At 71.6% G+C, this 26,492-nt stretch carries 24 protein-coding genes, 1 tRNA gene, 1 other RNA gene and 1 pseudogene; 11 read left to right on the forward strand and 16 right to left on the reverse strand.

Features of this window, described 5'->3' with window-relative positions; genetic code table 11:
* Positions 1–477 precede the first annotated feature (477 nt).
* Positions 478–1,278, reverse strand: a pseudogene (locus tag ACSQ11_RS03260) (histidine kinase); the annotation flags it as partial.
* A gap of 125 nt (positions 1,279–1,403) precedes the next feature.
* On the opposite strand from ACSQ11_RS03260, the gene ACSQ11_RS03265 reads away from it, so the two are divergent.
* The 4 genes from ACSQ11_RS03265 to ACSQ11_RS03280 all read left to right on the forward strand — a co-directional run bounded on the left by ACSQ11_RS03265 (position 1,404) and on the right by ACSQ11_RS03280 (position 4,760).
* Complete coding sequence (locus ACSQ11_RS03265; protein WP_436003004.1) at positions 1,404–2,132, forward strand: hypothetical protein; 729 nt, start codon at positions 1,404–1,406, stop codon at positions 2,130–2,132.
* The gene (locus ACSQ11_RS03270; protein ID WP_436003006.1) at positions 2,129–3,358 is read left to right on the forward strand and encodes an alpha/beta-hydrolase family protein; all 1,230 of its coding nucleotides are present in this window, start codon (positions 2,129–2,131) and stop codon (positions 3,356–3,358) included. Before ACSQ11_RS03265 ends, ACSQ11_RS03270 begins: the two co-directional genes overlap by 4 nt.
* A 118-nt stretch (positions 3,359–3,476) precedes the next feature.
* Complete coding sequence (locus ACSQ11_RS03275) at positions 3,477–3,959, forward strand: Hsp20/alpha crystallin family protein (RefSeq protein WP_436003008.1); 483 nt, start codon at positions 3,477–3,479, stop codon at positions 3,957–3,959.
* An 81-nt stretch (positions 3,960–4,040) separates the two neighbouring features.
* Entirely contained in the window at positions 4,041–4,760 is a 720-nt protein-coding gene (locus tag ACSQ11_RS03280) for a DsbA family oxidoreductase (protein WP_436003010.1), read from the forward strand.
* A 25-nt stretch (positions 4,761–4,785) separates the two neighbouring features.
* Here ACSQ11_RS03280 and ffs read toward each other — a convergent pair.
* The 14 genes from ffs to ACSQ11_RS03350 all read right to left on the reverse strand — a co-directional run bounded on the left by ffs (position 4,786) and on the right by ACSQ11_RS03350 (position 18,468).
* An RNA gene (gene ffs / locus ACSQ11_RS03285) (signal recognition particle sRNA small type) lies at positions 4,786–4,882 on the reverse strand.
* 50 nt (positions 4,883–4,932) lie between these two features.
* Positions 4,933–5,886, reverse strand: a complete 954-nt coding sequence (locus ACSQ11_RS03290; protein ID WP_436003012.1) for an N-acetylglucosamine kinase — start codon at positions 5,884–5,886, stop codon at positions 4,933–4,935.
* 13 nt (positions 5,887–5,899) lie between these two features.
* Positions 5,900–6,826 carry a carbohydrate ABC transporter permease gene (locus ACSQ11_RS03295; protein WP_436003014.1) on the reverse strand — a complete coding sequence of 309 codons (927 nt, stop codon included), beginning with the start codon at positions 6,824–6,826 and terminating at the stop codon, positions 5,900–5,902.
* Positions 6,823–7,722, reverse strand: a complete 900-nt coding sequence (locus ACSQ11_RS03300) for a carbohydrate ABC transporter permease (protein WP_436003016.1) — start codon at positions 7,720–7,722, stop codon at positions 6,823–6,825. Before ACSQ11_RS03300 ends, ACSQ11_RS03295 begins: the two co-directional genes overlap by 4 nt.
* Before the next feature lie 43 nt (positions 7,723–7,765).
* Positions 7,766–9,070 (reverse strand): ABC transporter substrate-binding protein, encoded by a 1,305-nt coding sequence (locus tag ACSQ11_RS03305; RefSeq protein ID WP_436003018.1) that lies wholly within the window; start codon positions 9,068–9,070, stop codon positions 7,766–7,768.
* On the reverse strand, positions 9,067–10,065 hold the full coding sequence (locus tag ACSQ11_RS03310) for an N-acetylmuramic acid 6-phosphate etherase (protein ID WP_436003020.1): 999 nt from the start codon (positions 10,063–10,065) through the stop codon (positions 9,067–9,069). Before ACSQ11_RS03310 ends, ACSQ11_RS03305 begins: the two co-directional genes overlap by 4 nt.
* Before the next feature lie 228 nt (positions 10,066–10,293).
* The gene (locus ACSQ11_RS03315; RefSeq protein WP_436003022.1) at positions 10,294–11,178 is read right to left on the reverse strand and encodes a MurR/RpiR family transcriptional regulator; all 885 of its coding nucleotides are present in this window, start codon (positions 11,176–11,178) and stop codon (positions 10,294–10,296) included.
* Positions 11,179–11,187: 9 nt separating this feature from the next.
* Entirely contained in the window at positions 11,188–12,963 is a 1,776-nt protein-coding gene (locus ACSQ11_RS03320; protein WP_436003024.1) for a serine hydrolase, read from the reverse strand.
* Positions 12,960–14,288 (reverse strand): exo-beta-N-acetylmuramidase NamZ family protein, encoded by a 1,329-nt coding sequence (locus tag ACSQ11_RS03325; RefSeq protein ID WP_436003026.1) that lies wholly within the window; start codon positions 14,286–14,288, stop codon positions 12,960–12,962. The genes ACSQ11_RS03320 and ACSQ11_RS03325 overlap by 4 nt, the downstream gene beginning before the upstream one ends.
* A gap of 14 nt (positions 14,289–14,302) precedes the next feature.
* Positions 14,303–14,752 (reverse strand): glycoside hydrolase family 3 protein, encoded by a 450-nt coding sequence (locus ACSQ11_RS03330; RefSeq protein ID WP_436003028.1) that lies wholly within the window; start codon positions 14,750–14,752, stop codon positions 14,303–14,305.
* Positions 14,753–14,782: 30 nt separating this feature from the next.
* On the reverse strand, positions 14,783–16,108 hold the full coding sequence (locus ACSQ11_RS03335) for a glycoside hydrolase family 3 protein (protein WP_436003030.1): 1,326 nt from the start codon (positions 16,106–16,108) through the stop codon (positions 14,783–14,785).
* Positions 16,109–16,342: 234 nt separating this feature from the next.
* Positions 16,343–17,101 (reverse strand): hypothetical protein, encoded by a 759-nt coding sequence (locus ACSQ11_RS03340; protein WP_436003038.1) that lies wholly within the window; start codon positions 17,099–17,101, stop codon positions 16,343–16,345.
* A gap of 378 nt (positions 17,102–17,479) precedes the next feature.
* A tRNA-Ser gene (locus tag ACSQ11_RS03345) sits at positions 17,480–17,567 on the reverse strand.
* A 43-nt stretch (positions 17,568–17,610) separates the two neighbouring features.
* Positions 17,611–18,468, reverse strand: coding sequence for a DUF6597 domain-containing transcriptional factor (locus ACSQ11_RS03350; RefSeq protein WP_436003040.1), 858 nt, complete (start codon positions 18,466–18,468; stop codon positions 17,611–17,613).
* A 69-nt stretch (positions 18,469–18,537) separates the two neighbouring features.
* On the opposite strand from ACSQ11_RS03350, the gene ACSQ11_RS03355 reads away from it, so the two are divergent.
* The 7 genes from ACSQ11_RS03355 (at position 18,538) to ACSQ11_RS03385 (ending at position 24,579) form a co-directional block, all read left to right on the forward strand.
* A complete protein-coding gene (locus ACSQ11_RS03355) occupies positions 18,538–18,906 on the forward strand; it encodes a VOC family protein (RefSeq protein WP_436003042.1) in 369 nt (122 codons plus the stop codon).
* A gap of 148 nt (positions 18,907–19,054) precedes the next feature.
* Positions 19,055–20,965: a propionyl-CoA synthetase gene (locus ACSQ11_RS03360; protein WP_436003044.1), complete on the forward strand. Its 1,911-nt coding sequence runs from the start codon at positions 19,055–19,057 to the stop codon at positions 20,963–20,965.
* 201 nt (positions 20,966–21,166) lie between these two features.
* Complete coding sequence (locus ACSQ11_RS03365) at positions 21,167–22,090, forward strand: AEC family transporter (protein ID WP_436003046.1); 924 nt, start codon at positions 21,167–21,169, stop codon at positions 22,088–22,090.
* 40 nt (positions 22,091–22,130) lie between these two features.
* Positions 22,131–22,763, forward strand: a complete 633-nt coding sequence (locus ACSQ11_RS03370; protein WP_436003048.1) for a CDP-alcohol phosphatidyltransferase family protein — start codon at positions 22,131–22,133, stop codon at positions 22,761–22,763.
* A complete protein-coding gene (locus ACSQ11_RS03375) occupies positions 22,753–23,217 on the forward strand; it encodes a VTT domain-containing protein (protein ID WP_436003049.1) in 465 nt (154 codons plus the stop codon). The genes ACSQ11_RS03370 and ACSQ11_RS03375 overlap by 11 nt, the downstream gene beginning before the upstream one ends.
* A 98-nt stretch (positions 23,218–23,315) precedes the next feature.
* On the forward strand, positions 23,316–24,152 hold the full coding sequence (locus ACSQ11_RS03380; RefSeq protein ID WP_436003051.1) for a M15 family metallopeptidase: 837 nt from the start codon (positions 23,316–23,318) through the stop codon (positions 24,150–24,152).
* A gap of 31 nt (positions 24,153–24,183) precedes the next feature.
* A complete protein-coding gene (locus tag ACSQ11_RS03385; protein ID WP_436003053.1) occupies positions 24,184–24,579 on the forward strand; it encodes a hypothetical protein in 396 nt (131 codons plus the stop codon).
* On the opposite strand, the gene ACSQ11_RS03390 is transcribed toward ACSQ11_RS03385, so the two are convergent.
* Entirely contained in the window at positions 24,576–26,414 is a 1,839-nt protein-coding gene (locus tag ACSQ11_RS03390) for a metallophosphoesterase (RefSeq protein ID WP_436003055.1), read from the reverse strand. The two genes, ACSQ11_RS03385 and ACSQ11_RS03390, sit on opposite strands and share 4 nt — an antisense overlap.
* Between the last annotated feature and the right edge of the window lie 78 nt (positions 26,415–26,492).

Below are 26,492 nucleotides of genomic sequence, written 5' to 3' on the forward strand. Positions count from 1 at the left end.
CGACCGCCCGCACCCGTTCGGACATGCCACGTATGCCGTTGCCGCCGTTGCGTCCCGGGTCTCGCCCTTGCGTCCGCGACCGTGGTCGGGATCGTCGCCAGGGTTGCGGACGCTGGAGGCGCCGGTGGGGGTGGCGGCGGGTGGGGCGACGGGTGGGGCGGAGCTGCGGACCATGAGCCGGGCCCAGCCCGACTCCTGCTCGAGGGTCAGCTCGACGGCTGCCCCGGGTGCATGGCGGGCGGCGTTGGCGAGCGACTCCTGCGCGACGCGGTAGAGCACGAGCGCCGTCCCAGGCGGCACGTCGGCCGGGTCGACCCGCAGACGGGAGGTGAGCGGCATACCGGCCGTCTGGGAGGAGCGAACGAGCGACGGGAGCCGGGTGAGGTCCGGCTGGGGCTCGGTCTCGACCGGCCCGTGCTCGTCGCGCAGGACGCCGAGGACCGACCGGACCTCGGTGAGCGCCTGCCGCGCCGCACCCTCGATCGCCGAGAACTCACCCACGACGGCGGGGTCGTGGACGCCGTGGCGCAGCGGGGCGCTCTGGGCCTGGACGACGATCATCGACATGTGGTGCGCGACGACGTCGTGCAGCTCGCGTGCGATCCGGCTCCGCTCCTCGACGACCGCCCGCCGCGCCCGCTCGGTCTCGACCTCGTCCTGCTGGACGGCGATCGTGCGGCGGGAGATGACGAGCCAGCGCACGAGGAGGGCGACCCCCATGACGAGCGCCTGACCGAGTGCCCAGGGCTTGAGGCCGTCGGGCATCGCCACGAGCATGAGCACGCCGGTGGCGGCGACGACGACCGGCACCTCGCGCCAGCGGCCCCACAGCCCGACGGCGACGATCGTCGCGAGGAGTACGAGGAACTGGACGACCGGCCACGGCATCGGCGGCACCTCGGGCCCGGTGGGGACGACCGCCCACCAGAGCACCGACGTGGCGGCCGCGATCCCCCAGGCGACGAACGGGGCCCGCCGGAGCAGCACCAACGGCACGGCCTCACAGAGCGCGAGCACCGGGAGCAGCGAGGCGGGGGCGTCGTGCCAGGGACGGACCGTCGACCAGCCGATGACGAACATCGCCAGGGCGAGCAGGCCGAGCGTGACATCGGTGTGGCCGGCCACGGCCCGCGCCGCACGCATGAGGGGTCGTCCGAGGGGACGCAGCAGGCCGGCGGTGCGCGTGGCCACCCAGCGGGACGCTCGCCCGCCGGATCTCACCACTCGTCCTCCGACCATGCCTCCAACCCTAGGGAGCCGACGGCGCCGCGTCGTCATACGACGGGGTGAACCGGGGGTCACTCCGGGGTATCACCCGTCCCCGCGACCCACCCCCGCGTCTCACCGCCGAACCGCTCCCGAGGGCGACGACCGCACGTGCTCCCGGCTCCGAGCCTTGCCGCATGTTCCCCGGACACCACCTCCTCCGCACCGTCGTCGTCGCCGGTCTCGCCACCGCCGTCGGCCTCGTGCTCGCACCTGCCGCGTCGTCGCTCCCTGCACCCGATCGCGCCGCCGACCGGGCGATCGCCGTCCTCGTGTCGCGACCAGCCTCCGCAGCGAGCGCCGCACTGCCGCAGGACTTCTCGCGGCGGTTCGGCTACTCCCCCGACGTCACCGACGGTCTGCTCGGCGACCCGGCGGGTGGCTGCTCCTCCCCCGTCCCCCTCCCGGTCGAGTTCACGGCCGCGTGCCGGAAGCACGACCTCGGCTACGACCTCCTCCGGTATGCCGGCCGGTCCGGCCACGCCCTCCCTCGCGAAGCGCGTCGGGCCGTCGACGAGCGGCTCGGCATCGAGCTCGAGTCGTCGTGTTCCACCCGTAGGCACCGGGTCGGGCACGCCACCTGCCTCGCGTGGGCCGACATCGCCCACGGCTTCGTGCGGGTCAACTCGCTGCGGCAGGGCGACGCCGTCCCCGAGCCGGAGTCGCCGCTCACGGTCGCTCCCGCCGTCGCCGCCGGGGTCGCCTGCCTCGGAGGCGCCGGCCTGCTCCTCGGCTCCCGCCGGTCGCGCGGGTCGCATCGGTCGGGCGGGTCGCATCGGTCGCGACAGGAACGGCGGTCGCAGTCGGCTCGGCCGTCCCGGCGGTCACCACGAGCCACCCTCGCGATCGAGGGAGGTGCGCGATGAGCGCCGCCACCCGGTCCCGGCTTCGGCTGCCGAGGGCCTCGACCGCCCTCGCCGTGCCGGTCGCGCTCGGAGCCGCGACCTTCCCGTCGTTCCTCCCGGTGCAGCCCGTCGCCCTCGGCGTCCTCCTCGTGCTGTCGCTGGGCGTCGCGCTCGTCGCCGCTCGCCGCATCGCCTCCGTCGGGCCGCGGCTCACCATCCGCGCCCAGCAGGGAGCGGTCGCGCTGGGAGGTGCGCTCACGGCATACGTCGCGTTCCTCGCGCTCACGACGCAGAACGCGATGCGCGCACGGATCGGCATGGACCCGCTGTCGCCGATCGACGTCGGCGTCGCCCTCGGGACCGCGCTCGTCCTCGTCGGCGCCACCCGCGGGGTCCGGTGGGCCTGGCGTCACCGGGCGGCGGTGTCACGTCGCGCCGTCGCGTTCGTGACCGGCCTCGCGCTGCTGACCTTCGCGCCCGCGAGCGCGCAGGCCGCGGCGACGACGAACGACCAGGTGCTCCTCGCCACCTCCCCGGTCGGGGCCGTGCGCGCGTATGCCGGCCTCGCCGACGCCGCGGACGACTCCGAGCGCGCCCGGATCGCCGTCGAGCGGCTCACCGCTGCCGGAGGGCTGACCCGCGGCCACCTGCTCGTGGCGATCCCGACCGGGTCGGGCTGGGTCAACCCCGAGTTCGTCGCCGGGAGCGAGCACCGCTTCGGGTCGGACGTCGCGACGGTGTCGATGCAGTACGACTCGCGCCCGAGCTGGGTGGCGTTCCTCCTCGACCGCGACGGTGCGGTGACGGGAGCGCGGGCCCTGCTCGACGAGGTCCTGCTCGCGGTGTCGAGCCTCCCGCGGTCGCAGCGACCCCAGGTCCACGTCGTCGGGGAGAGCCTCGGCGCGACCGCCGGACAGGCCGCCCTCACCGCACCGGATGCGGGCGCGCTGCGCGACGCGGTGTGCTCGACGTTCTGGCTCGGCACGCCCGGCGGCGGGCGCACCGGGCTGCCCCGCGAGACCCTCGCCGCCAACGTCGACGACCCGATCGTCCACGCCCGCCCGTCCATGGCGCTCGTGCCGACGGACGAGGGCCGCCCGTGGCTCCCGCTGGTCTCGTTCGTGCACGCCGGAGCCGACGTCGTGGCCTCGCTGGCGGTGCCCGCGGGCTCGGGCCACCGCTACGGCGCCGAGCAGCCCGACCGCCTCCAGACCTGCGCGGCCGGCGCCTCCACGGGAACGGCTTGACGAGCGCGGGGACTCGGGGTTACAACAGGAAATGAGCACGAAGTTGAGCGGCTCCCACTCAAGAAAGGCCCCCTCGAGGTCGAGCAGATCGACCTCCCGTTCATCAAGGAGAATCGTCATGAGCACCACCCCCCACGACCCGTTCCGCAGCCTCGACCGGACCTTCGACCGGTTGTTCAACGAGGGCCTGCGCGGCCCGTCGGGCGCTGCCGGCTCGGTCATGCCGATGGATCTCTACCGGTCCGGGGAGAGGTTCGTCGCCCACATCGACCTGCCGGGAGTCGACCCCGAGAGCATCGCCATCGACGTCGAGGACCGCACCCTCACGGTGCGCGCCGAACGCCCGGCGCCCGAGACCGAGGACGCCCAGTGGCTCTCCCGCGAGCGCCCCAGCGGCACCTTCGCCCGGCAGCTGTCGCTCGGCCGCGGACTCGCGCTCGACCGGATCGAGGCCGACTACCGCGACGGCGTCCTCACGCTGACGATCCCCGTCGCCGAGGAGGCGAAGCCGCGCCGGATCTCGGTCTCGCACGGTGGCTCGTCGCGCGAGATCGAGTCGGGGCACGGCGACGAGGGCACCCGGACGGCCGAGTCCGCCTGACCCCGCGCCCGGCACCGCACCGGGAGCCGGCAGGAGGCCCGACGGCCGGAGCCGTCGGGCCTCCGACGTATCGTCGGGGCCATGCGCATCGATGTCTGGTTCGACCTGGTCTGCCCGTTCTGCCACGTGGGACGGCGCCGTCTCGAGCTCGCCGTGGACCAGTTCGTCGCGGCGTCCGAGCCCGGCGAGCCGCGCGACGTCGACGTCGTGTGGCACAGCTACCAGCTCGACCGCTCCGCCCCGGCCGTCGCCGAGGGGTCCAACGTCGACCGCATCGCCGCCAAGTACGGCCGCACCCGCGAGGAGATGGTGGCCCAGCACGAGTCGATGGCCGCCGATGCCGCCGAGGTCGGTCTCGACTTCCAGTGGGACAAGGTCGTCAGCGGCAACTCCTTCGACGCGCACCGCGTCCTCCACCTCGCGCGGGCCCGCGGGGTCGAGAAGCCCGTCACCGACCGGGTCATGCGGGGCTGGTACACCGAGGGCGCGGCCCTGGGCGACACCGACACCCTCGTGCGTCTCGCCGTCGAGGGCGGGCTCGACGAGTCGGACGTGCGCGAGATGCTCGGCTCCGACGACTACGGCTACGACGTGCGGGCCGACGAGGCGACCGCCAACCAGATCGGTATCACCTCGGTCCCGACCTACGTCCTGGACCAGAAGTTCGCCGTCACCGGCGCCCAGCCCGTCGACGGCCTGCTCCGTGCCCTCGAGCTCGTGTGGGAGGACCGCGGCAACGCCCCGGAGGCCCGCGGTGGCGGGTGCGGCGGGTGCGAGGGTGGCTGCGCCTGCGGCGCCTGACCGCTCGCGGAGACCGCTGGGGGAACGCGAAGACACCCCGCGTACCTGGAAGAGCTCACCTGCCCTTGCTGCATTCCTGCCCTGGGGGAGTTCAGTGAGGTACCACCACGCGGGGTGCCGGGTCCAAGTCTAACCCGGTGGGACCAGCGCCCTCCAACTCGGCCCGACGGGCTCAGGAGAGGTGCACGTATGCCGGGTGCCTCGGGATCGTTCCCGTCTCACCGAGCACGGTGGCCAGGTGGAGGGCGCCGTCGAGCGCACCACCCACGGCGGGGGTGAGCGACTCCCCGGCCGACGCCACCGCCGCCTCGAGCGCTGACCGCACCGGCTCCGCCGCGAGCAGCCCGCCGGTCGCGACGAGGACCGGCGAGTCGATCCCCCGGGCGGCCGAGAGCAGCGACTCCGCGAGCGACTCGCCCGCCGCCGTGCAGATCCGCGCGGCCACGGCGTCGCCCAGCGTCGCGGCCTCGGCGACGCGCGGCGCGAACGACGCGAGCAGCGCCGGGGCGTCGCCGCCGGTCATGACCCGACGTGGCCAGTGCGAGGTCGCACCGAACGCCGACTCGCCCTCGGAGAGCAGCCGGTCGGACCCACCCGGCAGCCCGTCGTGGAACCGCAGCCCGGCGCGCAGCCCTTCGAGCCCGACACCCGCTGCCGAGCCCCGGTCACCCAGGACGTGACCCCAACCGTCGACGAGCCGCCACACCGACGTGTCCGCAGACCCGAAGTCGGACCCGAACGCCACGGCCCCCGTGCCGGCGGCGACGACCGCTCCCGGGCGCACGCCACCGAGCGCCCCGACGAGCGAGGCGACGGCGTCGCTGACGACCGCGGTGCGCTCGGCGCCGAGGGCACTCGAGACGACCCGCACCACCTCGACCGGGTCCGACAGGAAGAGCAGGCCACGCTGCGACCAGCACACCGCAGCGACGTCATCGACCCCGCCGTCGTGCAGCAGCCGGGCCGCGTCGCCCGCGAGGGCCGGGACGTCGATGCCACCGGACCCGATCCGCACCCCGGGCGCCGTGAGCACGGGACCGGGCGCGCCGGCATACGACCACTGCAGGCGAAGTCCGGAACCGCCCACGTCCACGCCGACGACGGCAGGCGATCGGTCCGCACTCACGGGCGGAAGCCGATCACTTCGACATGCCGGCGGTCAACCCCGCGACGATCTGCTTGGTGGCGAAGAGGAAGAGCACGATGAGCGGGATCGTCGTGATGACGAGCCCGGCGAAGAGGGCCGAGTAGTTCGTCGCGTTCTCACCGAAGAAGTTCGTCAGGCCGACGGGCAGGGTGTACTTGGACTCCGAGCGGAGCAGCACGAGCGGGTAGAGGAAGTCGTTCCAGATCGGCACGAACCGGAAGACCGCCACCGTCGCGAGCGCCGGTCGCACCATCGGCACCATGATCCGCCAGAACGTCTGCCACGGGCTCGCGCCGTCGAGCACGGCCGCCTCCTCGAGCTCCTCGGGCAGCTGCCGGAAGAACGTCGTGAGGACGAAGATCGAGAACGGCACGCCGGCGGCGGCGTACATGAGGGCGAGGCCGAGCCGGCTGTCGATGAGGCCGAAGCCGTCGAAGAGGAAGAACACCGGCAGGATCGCGAGGTGGATCGGCAGCATGAGCCCCGAGAGGAACAGCGACTCGAGCCAGCGGAAGATCCGCGCGCGGCTGCGCGCGAGACCGTATGCCGCCATGGTCGAGACCGCGGTCGAGATCGCCACCGCACCCGCGGTCACCGCGAGCGAGTTGGTGAAGTAGGTCCCGAAGCTGCCGACCGTCCACGCCTCCTTGTAGGCCGCGACCGTCGGTGACGTGGGCAGCCCCAGGGGGTTGGTGATGAAGTCGGCGTTGGTGCGGAAGGAGTTGAGCACCATGATGACCAGCGGTGCGAGAGCCAGGACCGCGTAGCCCCACAGCAGGATGCTCGCGCCGACACCACCGACCGGGTCGCTCGAGCTCGTGCCGCGGCGGCGGCGCGGTCGGCGCTGTCCGCCGTCGGCGGAGTCGGTCGCGTCGACCCCGGTGGGTGCGGCGTCGGCCGCGGTGAGCGTGGTCGTCATGACGCCATCCGCCTCTCGTGCCGGCGCAGGACCTTGGTCGCCGCCATCGCCCCACCGAAGATGATGAGGAACAGGACCGTGGCCAAGGCCGAGGACGTCCCGATCGCGTCGACCGCACCGGAGTCGAATGCCGAGCGGTAGAAGAGCAGCGAGACGAAGTCGGTCGAGCCGGCCGGGTTGCCGGTCGATCCACCGAAGGCGAACGGCAGGGCGAACGCCTCCATCGCGAAGATGAAGGTGAGCACCGAGACCGTCCCGATCGCGGGGATGAGCAGCGGGAAGGTGATCTTGCGGAACACCTGACCGTGCGTGGCCCCGTCGACGCGCGCTGCCTCGGTGAGCTCCTCGGGGACGCCGCCGAGCGCCGCGCCGTAGAGCAGCACCGGGAAGCCGACCCACTGCCAGACCGAGACGAGGATGACGACCCAGAGGGCGGTCTTGGGGTCACCGAGCCACGGGAGGGCGAACTGCTCGAGGCCGACCTTGGTGAGGAGCTGGTTGACCGGGCCGAACGTCGGCGAGAGCAGGAGGGTCCAGAGGTAGCCGATGACGATCGGGCTCACGAGGTAGGGCATGGCGTAGAGCGTCTGCAGCATCCGCCGCGTGCGGGCCCGGCGGTGCAGCAACGTCGCGACGGTGAGGCCGATCGTGTTCTGGACGAGCATCGTGCCGACGAAGAAGAGCACGTTGTGGAGCAGCGCCTTGGGCAGGTCGGTCTTGAACGGTGCCCGGTTGACGAGCGCCGAGAAGTTCGACAGCCCGGCGAACCCCTGACGGTTCGTCCCCTGCCACTCGAAGAAGGCGTACGAGAACGCCGTGAGCATCGGGTAGAGGACGAACACGCCGAAGAGGATCAGCGCCGGCGCGAGGAAGGCCAGTCCGGTGCGCGTCTTCACGACAGCGAGTCCAGCACAGCCCGCGACCCGGAATCCACCCCGGTCACGAGGAGGGCTTGAACCAGGCCTTCACCCCGGTGTCGATGTCGGCCGCGACCTGCTCCGCCGTCTTGGAGCCGAGCAGCAGCTGCTGCGCACCCTTGCCCATGAGGTCGGTGCCCGACGGGGTGCCGTAGCGGAAGTCGGTGAGCAGCAGGTAGGGCGACGGCGACTTCTCGTAGTTGTCGGCCATCTGCTTGAGCAGCGGGTCGTTGTAGGTGACGCCGGGGACGGCCGAGATCTGCTTGACCTCGTCGGCGACCATCTGGCCGAACTCCTTGGTCGACATCCACTTGACCAGCTCGAGGGCGGCCTCCTGGTTGGGCGACTTGGCGTTGACCGCGAAGTTGCCGTCGGCCCAGCCGGCGGTCGTGGACTTGTCCTCGGGCGAGCCCTCGGGGGCCGGGACCTCGAAGACGCCGAGGTCGATGTTGGGGTTGGCCTTCTTGAGCGTGGCCATGTCGAACGAGCCACCGGGGAACATCGCGGCCTTCTCCGCGGAGAAGAGGGTCTGTGCGTCGGTGACGGCGACACCCGTGACGTTCTTGGGGAAGTACTTGGTGAGCTGCTTGAAGACGTCGATCGAGGCGACGAAGTTGGGGTCCGTGAACGACTTCTTGCCGGTGAGGACCTCTTCCTGGAAGGCCGCACCACCGAAGCGCGGAGCCGCGAGCACCTCGTGGACGATCGGCAGGGTCCAGTCGTCCTTGGCGCCGACGGCGATCGGGGTCACGCCACCGGCGAGGAGCTTGTCGCCCGCGGCGGTGAAGTCGGCCCACGTCGTGGGGGCCTCGCTGATGCCGTTCTTCTGGAACAGGCCCTTGTTGTAGAACATCTGCACCGTCTGGCGCGCCAGCGGCACCGAGTACAGCTTGCCGTCGGCCTTGGACTTCGCCGAGTTGACGACGTTCTCGTCCCAGCCGGAGAGGTCGACCTTGCCGTCGAGCGGCACGAGCGACTTCGACGCGATGGTCGGCTCGACCTGGCCGTAGGAGCGGACCTGCGGCACGTCCGGGCCGTCGGAGCCGGCGAGGCCGGTCGCGAGGATCTTGTTGTACTCGGTCGCCTTGAACGGCTTGAACTCGACCGTGATGCCCTCGTGCTTGGCCTCGTAGGCGTCGAAGATCTTGTTGTATGCCGCCTCGTCCTCGACGCGCCACGACCAGACCGTGAGCGTGGTCGCCTTGGCGTCACCGCCGTCGCCGGAGCCCTTCGAGTCGCTGTCGCTCGACGGTGCGCAGGCCGCGACGGCGAGCACCCCCGTGAAGGCGATGAGGGTGAAGGTGGAGCGGCGGGTCCGCTGGGTCATGACAACTCTCCTGTCGACGCTGACTGGCTTGAGGTGGGGCTCGGGGTGGGGGCTGTGGGGGGTGTGGGGCTGGACGAGTGGGTGGGGCTGGAGGTCGTGAGGGCCGTCAGAGCGGTGGCGACGGAGTCACCGCCCGCCGCGAGGGCGCTGAGCGCGACATCGACGGGGACGTCGGCCAGCAGCGAGAGCAGGGCCGGCTTGAGCTGGCCACCGGCCGCCTCGAGGACGATCCGGGCGTCCTCGTCGCTGGCGCCCGTCGCCTCCTGGAGGATGCGCACGACGCGGCCGCGCAGCTTGGCGTTGGTGGCGACGACGTCGACCATGAGGTTGGACCACGTCCGGCCGAGCCGGATCATCACGGCGGTCGAGAAGGAGTTGAGGACGAGCTTCTGCGCCGTGCCGGCCTTGAGCCGGGTCGACCCCGTGAGGACCTCCGGCCCGGTGTCGGCGACGAGGAGGTGGTCGGCGTGTGCCGCGAGCTCCGATCCCGGGTTCGCCGTGATGAGCGCGGTGCGCGCCCCCATCTCGCGGGCGCACATCAGGGCGCCCTTGACGTAGGGGGTGCGACCGGAAGCGGTGAGCCCGATGACGACGTCCTGGCCCGTGACGACGCTGGCGTCGGCACTGCCGAGGTCGATGTCGTCCTCGACGTTCTCGACGGCGCGCAGCAGCGCGGTCGGACCGCCGGCGTGGTGGGCGACGAAGAGCCCCTCGGGGGCGTTGAACGTCGGCAGCAGCTCGGCGGCGTCGAGCACGGCCAAGCGGCCGGACGTGCCCGCCCCGAAGTAGTGGACGTGGCCACCGGCCCGGATCGCGGCGACGGCGTGGTCGACGAGCAGGGCCAGCTCGGGGAGCAGCTCACCGACGGCGTCGGCCACCGTGCGGTCGGCCTCGTTCATCAGCGTGAGCACCTCGAGGGTCGACGCGGTGTCGATCCCGACGGTGCCGGGATGGCGTTCTTCCGTGGGCGCACTCACCCGGACGTCGCTGACCATTCTTGAAGGTTAGTTTCTTACGCGCCCAGCGTCAACAATGTGAATGACTGACTTCGGGGGCGCCGGCGGGCACCCGCGCGAACGCCGCCCCAGCACCTCCAGCGTCCGCAACCTTGGTCGGGAACCCGACCACCTCTGCGAACGCACGCACCCGGCATACGCCACCGTCCGCAACGTTGGCCGAGAACTCGACCACCTCTGCGGACGCCATGCCTCGACGTGCCACCGTCACGCGATGTGGTGGCCCTCGACGGCCTTGCGGCTGTCCGCGACGGCCTTGCGGGCCCGGCGCAGGTCCCGCTGAGCCACCGCGATGTAGAGGCAGTCCACGACGGTGAGGGCCGCGATGCGGCTGGCCGTGGCACCCGAGCGCAGCGACGTCTCCCGGGCCGCGGTGGTGAGCACGATGTCGGCGCCCTTCGCGAGCGGGGACAGCGGGAAGTTGGTCACGGCGATCGTGCGCGCCCCGTGCTGGCGGGCGACGGCGAGCGACTCGATGGTCTCGCTCGTCGACCCCGAGTGGGAGATGCCGATCGCGACGTCCTGCTTGGTGAGGAGCGTGGCGCTCGTGAGGGCGATGTGCGGGTCGTTCCAGGCGAAGGACACGACGCCGATGCGGTGCAGCTTCTGCTGGAGGTCGGCGCCGACCGTGGCGCTCGCCCCGATGCCGTAGACGTCGACCCGGGTGGCCCGGGCCACGGCGTCGACCGCCGCGGTCAGCGAGTCGCGGTCGAGCTGCTGAGCGGTCTCCTCGACCGCGCTCGAGTCGACGGAGGCGACCTTGGCGACGATGTCGTCGATCGTGTCGGACGCACTGATGTCGCTGCCGGCCATCCGCTGTTCGCGGGGCATCGCCGACTCCGCCGCGAGCGCCAGCCGCAGCTGCGGGTAGCCCTTGAGCCCCAGCCGCTTGCAGAAGCGCAGGACCGTCGTCTCCGACGTCTTCGCCGCCTGGGCGAGCTCGGTGATCGTGAGGTCGGAGGCCCGACGCGCGTCGGCGAGGACTTGGGCGGCGACCCGCTCCTCGGCAGGGGTCAGCGAGGGGAGGATTCCACGCAGACGGACAAGGAGCGGGGCGTCAGCCACGTCGAAGGACTGGGTCGAAGTCGACATGTGCCAAAACTACGACCTCCGGGACAGAGTCCAGCCAGAAGTGGCGAAGTCGTCCGGACTGCGGTCGGCGTCGAGGAGCAGTCCGCGGCCGGCCACGGCCCTCACGCGGCTCACGGCGACCCCGCGGCCCAGGGTGTTGGCGTCGGTGGCGTAGCGCCACCGCAGCAGCTGCTCGCCGGCCGGGAGGTCGGCACGCACCTGGCGCCACCGCCGCTCGCCGTCGGTCCCGCTGATCGGGCCGGTCGTGCCGTCGTCGAGCTCCGCGCGTGCGACCGAGCCGTCCCGCACCCGGTCCTCGCCCTCGCGGGCGTCGCCGGGGCTCCGCAGTCGCAGCGGCAGGGGCTGCCACGTGGACCCGCCGTCGCTCGAGGTCTCGACGTGCAGCACGTCGGTCTCCTCGGTCTGCGCGACGAGGTCGAAGCCGAGGCGGGCGCCACCCGCAGGGACCGCGAGCGGGACGGTGAGCGTCGACGTGCTCGCGTGCCGGGCCACGGTCTCCCAGAGGACGTGGTTGCCGCGGGCGGTGATCGGCAGGGCCATGCCCAGGCCGCGCGCCCATTCCTGCCGGGCGACGTTGATGCTCCCCCACGAGCGCGACGGGTGGACGCGGTTCGTGAGGAGGATGGCGAACGAGCGCGAGGCGAAGTCGATGACGATCGAGGTGCCCGTGTAGCCGGTGTGGCCCGCGGTCCTCGGGCCGCTCAGCGCGTCCATGTACCAGGTCTGGTTGAGCTCGAAGCCGAGCCCGTGGTCGTCACCCGGGAAGGCCTCGTTGAAGTTCGTGATGAGCAGCGAGACGCTCTTGCGGTCGAGGATGCGCTCGCCGCGGTACGTGCCACCGTTGAGCAGGGCCTGCGACAGGACCGCGAGGTCGTCGACCGTCGAGAAGACACCGGCGTGACCGGCGACGCCCCCGAGGGACCAGGCGTTCTCGTCGTGGACCTCGCCGCGGACCATGCCCCGGGCCGGAACGGCCTGGTACTCGGTCGCGGCCGTACGGTCCTTGGCCACGGGGTTGTACCCGGTGTCGCGCATGCCCAGCGGCCCGGTGAGCCGCGAGGCGACGACCTCGTCGAGCGACTGGCCCCGCAGTCGCTCGACGAGGACGCCGAGTGTGATGAGGTTGAGGTCGCTGTAGAGGTAGACCGTGCCCACCGGGTTGGTGAGTGGCTGGTTCATCACCGCAGCGATGCGTGAGGCCTTGTCGGGATACTTGCTGTAGAGCGGCAGCCACGACGTGAACCCACTCGTGTGGGTCAGCAGGTGCCGGATCGTCACCGACTCCTTGCCGGCCGCGCCGAACTCGGGCAGGTAGGTCGCCACCGGGGCCTCGAGCGCGACCTTGCCCTCCTCGATGAGCTGGACGACGGCGATCGACGTGAAGAGCTTCGACACCGAGGCCAGGTCGAAGATCGTGTCGCGACGCATCGGGACCCACTGCGCCTGCGGCAGCTCCTCCGTCGCGTTCTTGTAGCGGAGCGCAAAGCCGTCGACCTGGGTCGCGACGACGACCCCGTCATGCGCCATGAGCCCGACGTGCCCGGGATAGAGCGGGTGCCCACCGGGAGCCGCGACCTGGTGGCTGCGGACCTGGTCCTTGGTCAGCTGGATCGGCGCGGGGTCCAGACCCACCGACGCCGGCGTCCCGGCACGCAGCACCGTCGACGGCGGCGCGAACCCGGTGAAGGGCTTCGTGTAGTCCTCCGCGCGGGCGGCCGGGGCGGTGAAGAACGCCGCCCCGAGGACGAGGCCACCGCCGAGGACGGTGCGACGGGAGAGGCTCATCGAGCCGGGCCGTTGTAGATGAGGTAGGGCTGGCGGGCCGCGTCGAACTTTGCGAGCTCGGCCTTCCACGCCCCCACGACGGTGGCGACGTCGGCACCCGCGGTGATCTGGTCGCGCAGGCGGGTCGAGCCGGTCAGCTTGTCGATCCAGTACGGACGGGCCGGGTCGTAGGTGTCGTAGCGCCACTGGAAGTCCTTGTAGATGGACTTCGCCGCGACGAGCATCTCGACGCCCACGAGGACGGGGTCGATCGCCGAGGGGTCGGTGATGTGGACCTGGACGCCTCCGCAGACCTTGCCGACGTGCTTGTTGAAGGTCGGCGTGAAGTAGGCCTCGCGGAACGCCACACCCGCCACGTCACGACCGGCCAGGCGGTCCGCCCACTTGTGGTCGACGTAGGGGGCACCGATGAGCTCGAACGGCCGCGTGGTGCCACGCCCCTCGGAGAGGTTGGTCCCCTCGAACATCCCGGTGCCCGGATAGACGAGCGCGGTGTCGGGGGTCGGCATGTTGGGACTGGGCATGACCCACGGGAGGCCGGTGCCGGCATACGTGACGTCGCGGCGCCAGCCCTTGACCTCGACGACCTCGATCTCGGGAAGGCGACGACCACCGGTGTCGGTCGGCAGGATCTCGACGTTGAGGAAGCGGGCGAGCTCACCCACGGTCATGCCGTGCGCCTGGACGATCGCCTCGGCGCCGACGCCGGACGTCCACGGCTCGGTCATCATCGGGCCGTAGGCCGTGCCGCCGATGGGGTTGGGGCGGTCGAGGACGACGAAGCTCGCGCCGGTCTCGACGGCCGCCTTCATCGCCGTGTACATCGTCCAGATGTAGGTGTAGAAGCGCGCGCCGACGTCCTGGATGTCGAAGACGACGGTGTCGACGCCCGCCGCGCGGAACATCGAGGCGAACTTCGCCGTGTTGGCGCCGTAGGCGTCGTAGACGGTGATGCCGGTGCGCTCGTCGACGTAGGTCTCCTCGGCCTCGCCGGCCTGCGCCGTGCCGCGGAAGCCGTGCTCGGGACCGAAGACCCCGCGGATGTCGACCGTGCCCGCGTCGTGCATCTCGTCGACGATCGAGCGGAGGTTGAGCAGGATGCCGGTCGGGTTGGTGATCACACCGACCTTGCGTCCCTTGAGGACCGACCAGCCACTGGCGGCGGCGACGTCCGCGCCGGGGGTCACCTTGCGCTTCGGGTCGTTCGAGGCGGAGGTGTATGCCGTCGGGCTGGCGAACGCGGGTCCCGCACCGAGGGTGAGGGCGGCGGCGCCGGCGAGCCCGGCCCCGCCCGTGAGGAGCTGGCGGCGGTTGGGTGAGGTCATGGTCAGATCTCCACTCAGTAGGTGAGGCCGTGGCCGAAGGGGAAGAGCACCGTGGTGGGCGCGCCCTTGGCGGGGATGTCGACGGGGAGCTTGCCGGTCGGTGCGACGGCGCCGGAGATGACGCGGGCCGCGGCCTCGATGGCGACGGGGCTGTAGGAGTAGGTCGAGAGGTAGGTCGCGGTGCCGGGCAGGTAGGCGATGTCGTAGGGGTCGCGTGTGGCGACGACGATCACCGGGATCCCGGTGTCCTGCAACGCCTTGACGAGCTTCTGCTGACCAGCGCGCTTGTCGGTGACCGCGGTGTCCCAGGCCTTCATCGTCGTGACGACGACGGCGTCCTTGCCCTGGGCCGAGGCGACGGCCGAGGCGATCTGGGCGTCGGTGGGCGAGGTGCCGGTCTGGTTGACCGTCGTCGTGGCGCCGGCCTTGGCGAGTCCGTCGGCGAGGATCTGGGTCGTCGTCACGCCGTAGCCGGTGACGAGGACCTTCTTGCCCTACGTGGCGAGCGGGAGGACCTTGGCGTCGTTCTTGACGAGCGTGCTCGTGCGGTTGGTCACGGCGTCGGCGGTGGCGAGGTGCTCGTTGGTGCCGACGACGGAGCCGAGGGCAGCGGGGTCGACCATCGGGTCGGCGACGATGCCGCGCTTGACCTTGAGCTCGAGGACGCGACGCACCTTGGCGTCGAGGTCGGCCTGGCTGATCCGGCCGGTCTTGACGGCGTCGATGACGGCGGCGTACGCCTTGTCCATGGCGGGAGTCATGAGGAGCTGGTCGACGCCGGCCTCGAGGGCGCGGACGGCGACCTCCTCGTCGCCGTAGAGGTCACGAACGCCCTGCATCTCGAGCGCGTCGGTGACGATGACGCCCTTGTAGCCGAGCTCACCGCGGAGCAGGTCGGTGATGATCGGCTTGCTCAGCGTGGCGGGGTTGCCCGAGTCGTCGAGCGCCGGGAACGACAGGTGCGCGGTCATGATCATGTCGATGCCCTGCGCGATGGCGGCCTTGAACGGCGGCGCGTCGAGCTGCTCCCACTGCTCACGGCTGTGCGTGATGATCGGGAACGCGACGTGGCTGTCGGTGGCGGTGTCGCCGTGGCCGGGGAAGTGCTTGGCGCTGGCGGCGACCTTGCCGTCCTCCTGGTAGCCGGCGACCTGCGCGGCGACCATCTCGGCGGCGAGCTCGGGCTTGCTCGAGAACGAGCGGGTGCCGATCACCGGGTTGAGCGGGTTGACGTTGACGTCGGCGTCGGGCGCGAAGTTCGTGTTGACGCCCATGGCGCGCAGCTCCTCGCCGGTGATCGCGGCGGCAGTGCGGGCGTGGTCAGCCGAGCGGCTCGCGCCGAGGGCCATCGAGCCGGGGAACTGGGTGGCGGGCGGGCCGATGCGCGTCACGACGCCCTGCTCCTGGTCGGTCGCGACCTGGAGGGGGATGCGCACCTTGGACTGCTGGCTCAGCGCCGCCTGCTGCAGGCCGTTGGAGAGCCCGGCGATCTGCTGCGGGTTCTTCACGCTGTCGGTCCACGCGAAGTAGATGACACCGCCGAGGTGGTACTTCTGCACCACCTCGGCGGGAGTTGAGACCCCGTAGAGGGGAAGGTTGCGGGCGTCGGGCGTGGTGGCGTCCTGGCCGTAGACCTGCTGGACGAAGAGCTGGCCGACCTTCTCCTCCAGGGTCATCCGGACGAGGGTCGACTGGACCCACCCCTTGGGACCGGCCGGGACGGCGGCATCCGCGGTCGTGACCGGGATGGCTCCGGCGGCGAGGGTCGCAGCGACCGCCGAGGCGATCGCGGTGCGGCGGGTGACGGACGGACGGGGCATGACATCTCCGGTCTCTCGGGTCCACGACGATGTGAACCATTCACGCACTTGGTGTTGCCAATGGAACTTAGCCACACGTCCGGACATGCGCAACAGGTACGGACCAGTCACTTGCTGCCGTCGTTGGGAAACAGGGCTCGCGAGCCGGTCCTCGTCTCGCGAGCCGCGTCAACGAGGCTCTGGAGCCGACACCCGGCTCGCGAGCCGGGGTGGGACCGCGCGACCGGGCGACGGTCAGGTGATGACGGCGCGGAGCCCGGCGACGACGAGACCGCCGACGACTGCGACGCCGAGCCCGTGGAACCACCGCAGCCGGTGTTCGACGTCCTCCCCGTCCGGCCCCGGCTCGGTGGGCGCGGAGGTGCGGGGCCACCAGAGCTCGGCCACGGCATACGCGACGAAGCCCAGACCCATGCCCACCGTGGCACTGAGCACCCAGAACGGCCTGGTCCCCCGCGTCGGCGGAAGGGCGACGAGGCCGGCCACCCACATGAGGACGACGAAGAGGGCGGGGAAGGCGGCCCAGTCACGGTTCGAGGGGAAGGTCTCGGGCGTGTACGGCCGGGTACCGGAGTCGACCAGCGCCGTGAAGATCTCGGGCCCGTCGGGCATGCCGACGTAGAGCTCCGGCGCCCACCGCGTGCGGGTGCTGCCGTCGAGCGTGTAGACGAGCTGGCGCGGTGGGACATCGGTGGGACGCCCGGTGGAGTCCGCGCCGGGGACGTCGGCGTACCACGCGGACCCGAGCGCCGAGAAGTCCATCGTCTGGGGGCGGACGTTCTCGACCGCCTGGAAGCCGGTGACCCGCCCGGACCTCACGTCGGAGGCGACCTCGTGCGCCTTCACCTCCTGCAGCGACGACATCCACGACGGCACCGCCCAGGCCGCCCAGGCGGCGACGACGAGCGCGCCGAGGAGGCGGCGCAGCCAGAGCGACCGCCGCGCCCCTGCGGGCTCGGCCCCCAGGACCGTCTCCCCCACACCGGTCGTCATGGCCAGATGCTGACAGAACGGAGGCCCACCTGTCTGCACGTTCGACCGTCGGGTCCAGACCGCGACGGCACGTCGACCCTGCACCGTCATGTCGACATGGCGACGTGGCCGTGCGAGATCGACGTGGCTGTGAGTACACAGAAGGGGCTCCGACGTGGAGTCGGGGCCCTTCTGTTGGCGCGGGTCCCACGCTCTGCGTGGGCGGATAGGGGATTCCCCAACCAGACGTCCACCCCCATGCAGAAGGGCCCCGACATGGAGTCGGGGCCCTTCTGTTGGCGCGGGTCCCACGCTCTGCGTGGGCGGATAGGGGATTCCCCAACCAGACGTCCACCCCCCATGCAGAAGGGCCCCGACATGGAGTCGGGGCCCTTCTGTTGGCGGAGGATAGGGGATTCGAACCCCTGAGGGCGTTAACCCAACACGCTTTCCAAGCGTGCGCACTAGGCCACTATGCGAATCCTCCAACGGAGGAGGTTACCCGAGCACCGAACGCCGACGAAATCGCGTCACCGCTCGCTGCGGTAGCGGCTCGGGGGCACCCCGACGAGCGAGGTGAAGTCGCGGGTGAAGTGGGCCTGGTCGTACCAACCGAACCGCTCCGCGAGCGCGGTGAGCGGCCCGTCGTAGCCGTCGTCGAGGGCGGCCACGACGTCGTGCATCCGGTAGCGCCCGAGCACCTGCTTGGGACCGACCCCGACGTAGTGCAGGAAGTCGCGCTGGAGGGTGCGCGCCGAGACGTGGTGGCGATGCTCGAGGTCGGCGACGCTCACGAGCTCGGGCTCGCGCAGCATGGACGTCACGACGTCGAGCACGCGGCCGTAGCGGGGATCGGCCGCCTCGGGCTCACCAGGGAAGGCGCCCTCGACCGCGCGCATCCCCGCCTCGACCGCCGTGTCGTCGCCGTCGAGGTCCAGTGCCGCGAGCGCCGCCACGACCCCTTCGGGGACGACGCCCCGCGCCGCCACGGTCCCATCGGTCCACGCGCGCGCCGACTGCCCGGTGAGTGCGGCCAGGCCTCCCGGCCGGAACCGAAGCCCTGCCACACGACCCCACCCGCGCACCTCGACGTCGAACCGCCGGGTCACCACACCGGTGACGACGACCTCCTCGCCCCCGGCCTCCGGCCTCGGGTGCGACCCCCGTTCCACCGTGAGCGAGCAGGTCGGGTGCGGGATGACCTCGCTGGAGAACCAGCGGCCCTCGGGAAGGTCCCACCGCAGCGACCAGTGGTTCTCGACCCAGTGCGACACCCGCGGCGACGCCGGCCACCGCCGCAGCCGCACGAACCGGGCCAGCTGCTCGGGCCGGAGGATGCCCGCGAAGGTCGCGGTCGCCCCGGATGGCGGGTTTGTCCTATCCAGCACGACCCCACCCTAGGCAGGCTCGGTGACACACCGACGCGATCCACCAGCCCTCACCACAGGAGTCCCCACATGGCCGTCGCCGCCCTCAAGATGCTCACCCTCGACAGCTCCGACGCGAGCCGGGACGCCGCCTTCTGGTCGGCCGTCCTCGGCTGGAAGGTCGCCTCCGATGGCGACGGCTACGCCATGCTCACCGGACCCGACCACGCGCTCGGCTTCGGCACCGTCCCCGACCACGAGGCGCCCGCCTGGCCCAACGAGCACGGCTCCAAGCAGTTCCACCTCGACCTCGCCGTCGACGACCTCGACGGCGCCGCCCAGCAGTGCGTCGAGCTCGGCGCCACCCTGCCGGACGAGCAGCCCGGCGACACCTGGCGCGTGCTGCTCGACCCCAGCGGCCACCCGTTCTGCCTCACCCGGGCCGAGAACTGGGGCTGACGCCCCGACGCCCTGGCGCCCTGACGCCCTGACGCGCGAGCCACCGCGACCACCCCACCTCCCCCACTCGGCGCACCGCGCGGCCCGCTCGTCTCGCCGCTCGTCGAACCACTGGTCGCGACCCCCTCTCGACCCCCACGATGGCGGCATGAGCACCGACGCCTACCGCACGGCATACGCGCAGTCCCTCGAGGACCCGGACACGTTCTGGCGCGCCGCCGCCGACGGCATCGAGTGGATCACTCCCCCGACGACGGTGCTCGACGACTCGAACGCGCCGCTCTACCGCTGGTTCCCCGACGCGACCCTCAACACCTGCTTCAACGCGCTCGACCGGCACGTGCGCGACGGCCGCGGCGAGCAGCCCGCGCTCATCCACGACAGTCCCGTCACGGGCGCGAAGCAGACCATCACGTATGCCGGCCTGCTGGCTCGCGTGTCGACGTTCGCCGGTGCGCTCGCCAGCCTGGGTGTGGAGAAGGGCGACCGGGTCGTCGTCTACATGCCCATGGTCCCCGAGGCCGTCGTCGCGATGCTCGCCTGCGCCCGGCTCGGCGCGATCCACTCCGTGGTCTTCGGCGGGTTCGCCCCGGCCGAGCTCGCCGCGCGGATCGAGGACGCCGAGCCCAAGGTCGTCGTCGCGGCGAGCTGTGGCATCGAGCCGAGCAGGGTCGTGGAGTACAAGCCGATGCTCGACGCCGCCCTCGACCGCAGCACCCACAAGCCTGAGTCGGTCATCGTCCTCCAGCGCGAGCAGGCTCGGGCGGCGGTCGGCGAGCGCGACACCGACTGGGAGGAGATGGACTGGGAGGAGCTCGTCGCCGACGCCGAGTCGGCCGACTGCGTCGAGGTGGCGGCGACCGACCCGCTCTACGTGCTCTACACCTCGGGCACGACCGGTCGCCCCAAAGGCATCGTGCGCGACAACGGCGGCCACGCGGTGGCGCTGCGCTGGTCGATGGGCAACGTCTACGGCATCAGCCCCGGCGACGTGTGGTTCACGGCGAGCGACGTCGGCTGGGTCGTCGGCCACTCCTACATCGTCTACGCGCCGCTGCTCACCGGCGCGACCACCGTGCTCTACGAGGGCAAGCCGGTGGGCACGCCCGACGCCGGGGCGTTCTGGAGGGTCATCGCTGAGCACGGGGTGATGGCGATGTTCACGGCCCCCACGGCATACCGGGCGATCAAACGCGACGACCCGCGCGGTGAGCTGCTCCGGGAGCACGACACCTCCTCACTCGAGACCGTCTTCCTCGCGGGCGAGCGGCTCGACCCCGACACCTACGAGTGGGCGAGCTCGACACTCGGCGTCCCGGTCGTCGACAACTGGTGGCAGACCGAGACGGGGTGGCCCATCGCCGCGAATCCCCGCGGACTGCAACCGATGCCGATCAAGGCCGGCTCCCCCACCGTCCCCATGCCGGGGTATGCCGTGTCCATCCTCGACGAGACCGCCGCCGAGCTGCCGGCGGGCGAGGAGGGCGCCATCGCGATCCGCCTGCCGCTACCGCCCGGGACGCTCGCGACGTTGTGGGGCGACGACCAGCGCTTCGTCGACGGTTACCTCTCGACCTACCCGGGCTTCTATGCCACCGGCGACGGCGGACTCGTCGACGAGGACGGCTACCTGTTCGTCATGGGGCGCACCGACGACGTCCTCAACGTCGCCGGCCACCGGCTCTCGACCGGGTCGATCGAGGCGGCACTCGCCGGGCACCCCGACGTCGCGGAGTGCGCCGTCATCGGGGTCGCCGACGAGCTCAAGGGCCAGCTGCCGCGTGGGCTCGTCGTCCTCAAGGGCGGCGTCGACACGTCCGGCGACCACGCCGAGCGGATACGGGCCGAGCTCGTCAAGCGGGTGCGCGACGAGGTCGGGGCCGTGGCCGCGCTGCGCCATGTGGACATCGTGGCGGCCCTGCCCAAGACGCGCTCGGGCAAGATCCTGCGCAAGACGATGCGCGAGATCGCCGACGGCCGCACGCCGACCGTGCCCGGCACCATCGAGGATGCGTCCGTGCTCGACACCCTGGCCCCGGTCCTGCGACCCGGCGGCTGACGCCCGGCTCGGCCGGGCCCAGCCGGCCAGCCAGCCAGCCAGCCAGCCAGACGAGACGAGCACAAGCTGCTGAGGCGAGCGCCTGTGGGTGCTCGCCTCAGCACACGATGCTCGTCTCGCGCCGCGCGCGAACCCGCGAGTCCCACCCTGTCGCGCGAGACGGGTCGGCGCGGGCTGCCCCACGCGACCTAGCCTTGCGCCGTGCAGGGAGTGTTCACGGGGTTCGCCACCATCGGCGTCGTCATCGCCGTCGGCGCGCTCCTCGCCCACCTGCGGATCGTCGACCTCACCGCGCAGCGCGTGCTGTCGCAGATCGCGTTCTTCGTCGGGTCGCCGGCCCTCATGGTCGTCACGCTGAGCCGGGCCGACGTGCACGACGTCCTGTCGGCCAACCTGCTCGCCACGTCGATCGCCGTCCTCGTCCCCGTCACGATCTACGGCCTGCTCGCCCGCTTCGTCTGGCGCCGACGTTTGGGTGACGCGACGATCGGCGCGCTGTCCGCGGCATACGTCAATGCGGGAAACCTGGGCATCCCGGTGGCGAGCTACGTGCTCGGTGACGCCGCGCTCGTCGCGCCGACGCTGCTCCTCCAGCTCCTCGTGCTCCAGCCGATCGCCCTGGCCCTGCTCGACACCGACCGGATCGGGCGCGCGCCGTCTTTGGGACAGCTGGTCACGCGACCGCTCCGCAACCCGCTCACCCTCGGCTCGCTCGTCGGCGTCCTGCTCTCGCTCACCGGGTGGACGCTGCCCGAGTTCGTCGGCAACCCGCTCGAGCTGCTCGGCAACGTCGCGGTCCCGGCCATGCTCATCGCCTACGGCATCGCGCTCCGCCTCGGACCCGGGCTGGGCGCCGCGGGGTCCCTGGCCGAGCTGGCGACCACCTCCGCCCTCAAGCTGGTCGTCCAACCGCTCGTCGCGTATGCCGTGGCGCACTTCGCGCTCGGCGTCGAGGGTCACGCGCTGCTCGCCATCGTCGTGACGTCGGCCCTGCCCACGGCGCAGAACATCTTCGTCCACGCCACGCGATACGACCGGGCAACGGTCCTCGCCCGCGACACGATCCTCATCACGACGATGGGCTCGGTGCCGGTGATCCTGCTCGTCGCCGCGCTGCTCGGCTGAGGTCGGCGCACAGGCGGTCGCCGCGGCCTATCCTGTGCCCATGCCGGGACCAGTGCTGGTTGGGGGGACATCGGCCGACGTCGGGATCCTGCACGAGCACCTGTGGACCGGGGCGACGGTCATCACGGCCGTGCGCACGGTCGGCTCGGCGGCCGTGGCCGCATGGGGTGCGCTCGAGGGCAGCCTCACCCTGCTCGTGGTCGCACTCGGCATCTACTGGGTGGGCGACATCGCCGACGGCACGTGGGCCCGGCTGCGCCGGTGCGAGACCCGCATCGGCGCGGTGCTCGACATCTTCTCGGACCGCTTCAACGCCGGCGCCTTCTACGTCGGGCTCGCGTGGCTCCAGCCCGACCTCGCACCGGCGGTGTTCGTCTACCTCGCCGAGTTCATGGTCGTCGACACCTTCCTGTCCATCGCCTTCCTCGCGTGGCCGATCCGCAGCCCCAACTACTTCTACGTCGTCGACCGCACCATCTGGGTGTGGAACTGGTCCAAGCCCGCAAAGGCCGTCAACAGCGCCCTGTTCGCGGTGCTGCTGCTCGTCACCGGGTGGATGGAGGTCGGGCTCGTGATCGCGCTCGCGCTGCTCGGCCTCAAGTGCTGGTCGGTCGCGCGTCTCCTTCGCATCGGGTTGCCCGTGCCGGACCCGGTGCCCACGCATGTGGCCTGAGGTCCTCAGCGTCGCGGGCTTCGCGATCGCCTCGGCCCTCATCCCGCTCATCAACATCGAGGCGATCGTCGCCCTCGCCGCCACCCAGGGCCACGCACCGACCTGGCTCATCGTCGTGGTGTCGTCCGTCGGCCAGATGGTGGGCAAGCTGTTCTGGTACTACGGCGGCCGCGAGGTCGAACGCTTCGGCTTCGTGGCCCGCCGCATGGAGAAGCCGCGAGCCAGAGCCGCGCTCGAACGGTGGCGGTGCCGCACCGAGGGCCGTCCGTGGTTCACCGCCGGACTGCTGCTCGTCTCGTCGGTCGTCGGCATTCCTCCGTATGCCGTGATCGCCGTCCTCGCGGGCGCGCTGCGCGTGCCGCTCGTGGTCTTCCTCGTGACCGGGCTCGTCGGTCGTGCCGTGCGTTTCGCCGCGGTCGTCGGTGGTGCCGCCGCGGTCGTGTCCTGGTGGTGACGGCGCCGGCTGCGGTGCCAGCTCCGGCACCGGCTCCGGTGCCCGCTCCGGTGCCCGCTCCGGTGGCAGGGCCGTCCGGGCGCTGCTAGGAACGTGGCATGACCCGTCGCGCCCTCCCCGCCCTCGCCCTCGGCCTCTCGTTCGTGGCCATGCCGCTCACCCTGGCCGCTGCCCCGGGGGCGACCGCTGCTCCGTCGATGACGACAAGTGCTGCTGCACAGGGCCATCCGACGGCTCCCCCCGAGATCGTGGCGCTGCGCGACATCGATCCGACGATCGTGCACGAGATCCGCTACGCGACCAACCACAACTTTGTCGGCGAGCGGATCGACGACTACCGCGCGCCGTTGTGCCTGCTCACGCGGCCGGCTGCCGAGGCCCTGTCCCGTGCCCAGGACCGCCTGCGCCCGCAGGGGCTCACCCTCAAGGTCTACGACTGCTACCGACCCCAGGGCGCGGTCGACCACTTCGTCCGCTGGGCCGAGAACCTCGACGACGAGCAGATGAAGTCGGAGTTCTATCCGCGCGTCGAGAAGTCACGGCTGTTCGAGGACGGCTACATCGCCGCGAAGTCCGGACACAGCCGCGCCAGCACCGTGGACCTCACGATCCAGCCCATCGGTGCCCGCCCGGGTCCGACCCCGCACTCGCCGCACCCCGGCGGGTCGTGCTTCGGCCCGCTCGCCGACCGGGTGCCGGACGCCTCCCTCGACATGGGCACCGCGTTCGACTGCTTCGACGTGCTGTCGCACACCGCGAACCCGGCGATCACCGGCGCCGCGCGCGCCCATCGCGACCTGCTCGTGAATGTCCTCGGCGCCGAGGGCTTCACCAACCTGCCGGAGGAGTGGTGGCACTTCACCCACAAGCCCGAGCTGTTCCCGACGACGTTCTTCGACTTTCCCGTCTCGCGAGCGTCGCTGGCCAAGCACTGATGGCGGGGGCGATGCACGTCATGATGGGGCGGTGATCAGCCTCGAGCTCGCCCGCCGCGTCGTCCACGAGGCCGGTGTGCTCTGGCAGCCGGCAGCCGGCGACCGCTTCGTCATCGACGCCGAGCTGCTCACCGGTCAGGTCTTCTGGGTCAGCGACCTCACGGTCGAGCCGCAGACGTTCGGTGAGCAGACGGTGCTCGGCTTCAACGGCACGACGGAGTGGGCGCTCGACTCGGTGAGCCTCGACAAGGCCGTCTGGCTGCCCCGCGAGGACCAGCTCCGCGAGCTCCTCGGCGACCGGCTCGTCTCGCTCGCACTCACGCCCTTGGGCTGGGAGGTGACGTATGCCGCGAGCGACGGCTCACGGCATACGGTCACCGAGTCCGACGTCGAGGACGCCTACGCGAGCGCCCTGCTCAGCCTCTAGGCCCTGACCCGCCCGTCCTTCCCGATCGACAGGACCACCCGGTCGTCGTACTCACGGCGCTCCGTGCGGGTGACGCGGTAGTCGGTGTCGACGACCGGGAAGACGTGCACCGGCGTCAGCGTCATGCGGGCGCCGTCGCGGGTGCGTGCGACCTCGACGTGCAAGTGGCCGTAGTGCTTGCCGCCCGAGGTGAGAATCCGCACGCCGCGCCGGTCCTCCCACACCTCGGGCTCGTCGCGGTCCGCGGTCCACTGGCGGTAGGGGTTGTAGCTGAGCCGCTCGGAGTCCGGCCCGGCGACCCGCCGCTCACCGCGCAGGCCGTCTCCCGCGATCCCGACGTCGTAGTAGTGGACGCCCACGCCGTCGCCGTCCTCGTCGACGAAGCTGCGCTCGAAGAGCTCGCTGTGGCCGCAGATCACGGCGGCGACGCCGTAGCGCTCGGCGAGGACGTGGTACTGCCTCATCGGCGTCCCACCCTGGCCGGACGTGTCCTTGTGATACATCGGCAGGCCGTGCTCGCCGCTGCTGAACGGCGAGTGGTGCCACTGCATGACGATGATCTGGCCCCGCTCGCGGGCATCCGCCAGCTGCGCCTCGCACCAACGCCACTGGGTGCTGCCGGGGTTGAAGTCGGAGAGGTCGGTGCCGCCGGCGGCGGCGTACTCGGCAGCGGTGAAGTTGTTCTGGGTGTCGGTGCCGGGGCCTCGGTACTCGCGGCCGACCGCCTGGTTGCCGGTGTAGTTCTCGGTGTCGTCGTCCGGCTCGCCGTTGTTGGAGTCGAGGGTGATGACGGTCAGGGGGCCGTAGTCGATGGCGTAGTAGTTGTCGCGGTGCTCGGGCGTCCCGTTGTCGGGGGCGTCGAAGTAGGCGTGGTACTTGCCGCGGGAGCGCACGACGATGGAGCGGTCCGCGCTGGAGCCGTAGCCGCCGTTGACCGCGCCGCCGAAGCTCTCCCAGTTGCCGAACGCCGTGAGCGCGGGGGTGCGGCCCAGCCGGTCACCCGCCGGGCCGGCGTTGCACCGGAACCACTCGTCCCAACCCGGCTGGTAGCCGCCGCCCTGGACCAGGTCGCCGGGGAACATCATGAAGTCGGGCTTGCTGGCGTCGACGACGCGCAGGTTGGCGAGGTACCCCTCGTCCTCGGTGAGGGGGTAGCGCAGGACGCGCGCGCCGTTGAGCACGGTGGTGCCGAAGACACCGTCCCACGTCGACCCGGCCGTGGCGTCGGGCCGGCCCAGCCCGGCGACCTCCCCGGGCGCCCACTCGCGCCGGGTGACCCGGCCACGCGGCTCGGTCTCGTGGTCCGACATGGCGATGAAGGTGACCCGGTCCCACTCCTGCACGCTCGGTGCGGTCCGGAAACGACCCTGGTAGCGGTCTCGTCCCTGCACGACCTCGTAGGTGTAGTGGCTGCCCGGCCGAAGCCCCTCGACGTCGACGACGTGCTTGACGTTGCCCTCGCGGAGCAGCCAGGAGCCCTTCACCAGGCCGGGGATGTCCTCGGCCCGCTCGCCCTCGGTGTAGCCCAAGATCGGCATCGGCTGCGGGGTGCTGACGACGCGGCGTCGCCCACCTCCGAGTCCCGGACCACGCACTGTCAGGGCACCCGGAACGTTGGCGTAGCTGACCCAGCTGATCGTCATCGAGGTGCTGGCCGGGTTCTGCAGATAGGGCAGGACCCGCAGGTCCCGCATGGAGCGGGCGGGCGCACCGGCCGGCGCGGCCGAGGCCGCGGCACTGGCTGTGGCACACGACAGCGTCGGCGGTGTGAGCGTGGCGGCCGCGAGACCACTCAGGACGACACGGCGGGAGAGGGTCGGTCGGGTCTCAGACATCGTTGTCCTCGGAGGTGGAGAAAAGTAAGACGCCACCGGTGGTGCGCGTCAAATTTCCACCTTAGGGGAGGGAGGCGT

Source organism: Knoellia sp. LjRoot47 (genome assembly GCF_964253435.1).
Classification (GTDB): domain Bacteria; phylum Actinomycetota; class Actinomycetes; order Actinomycetales; family Dermatophilaceae; genus Knoellia.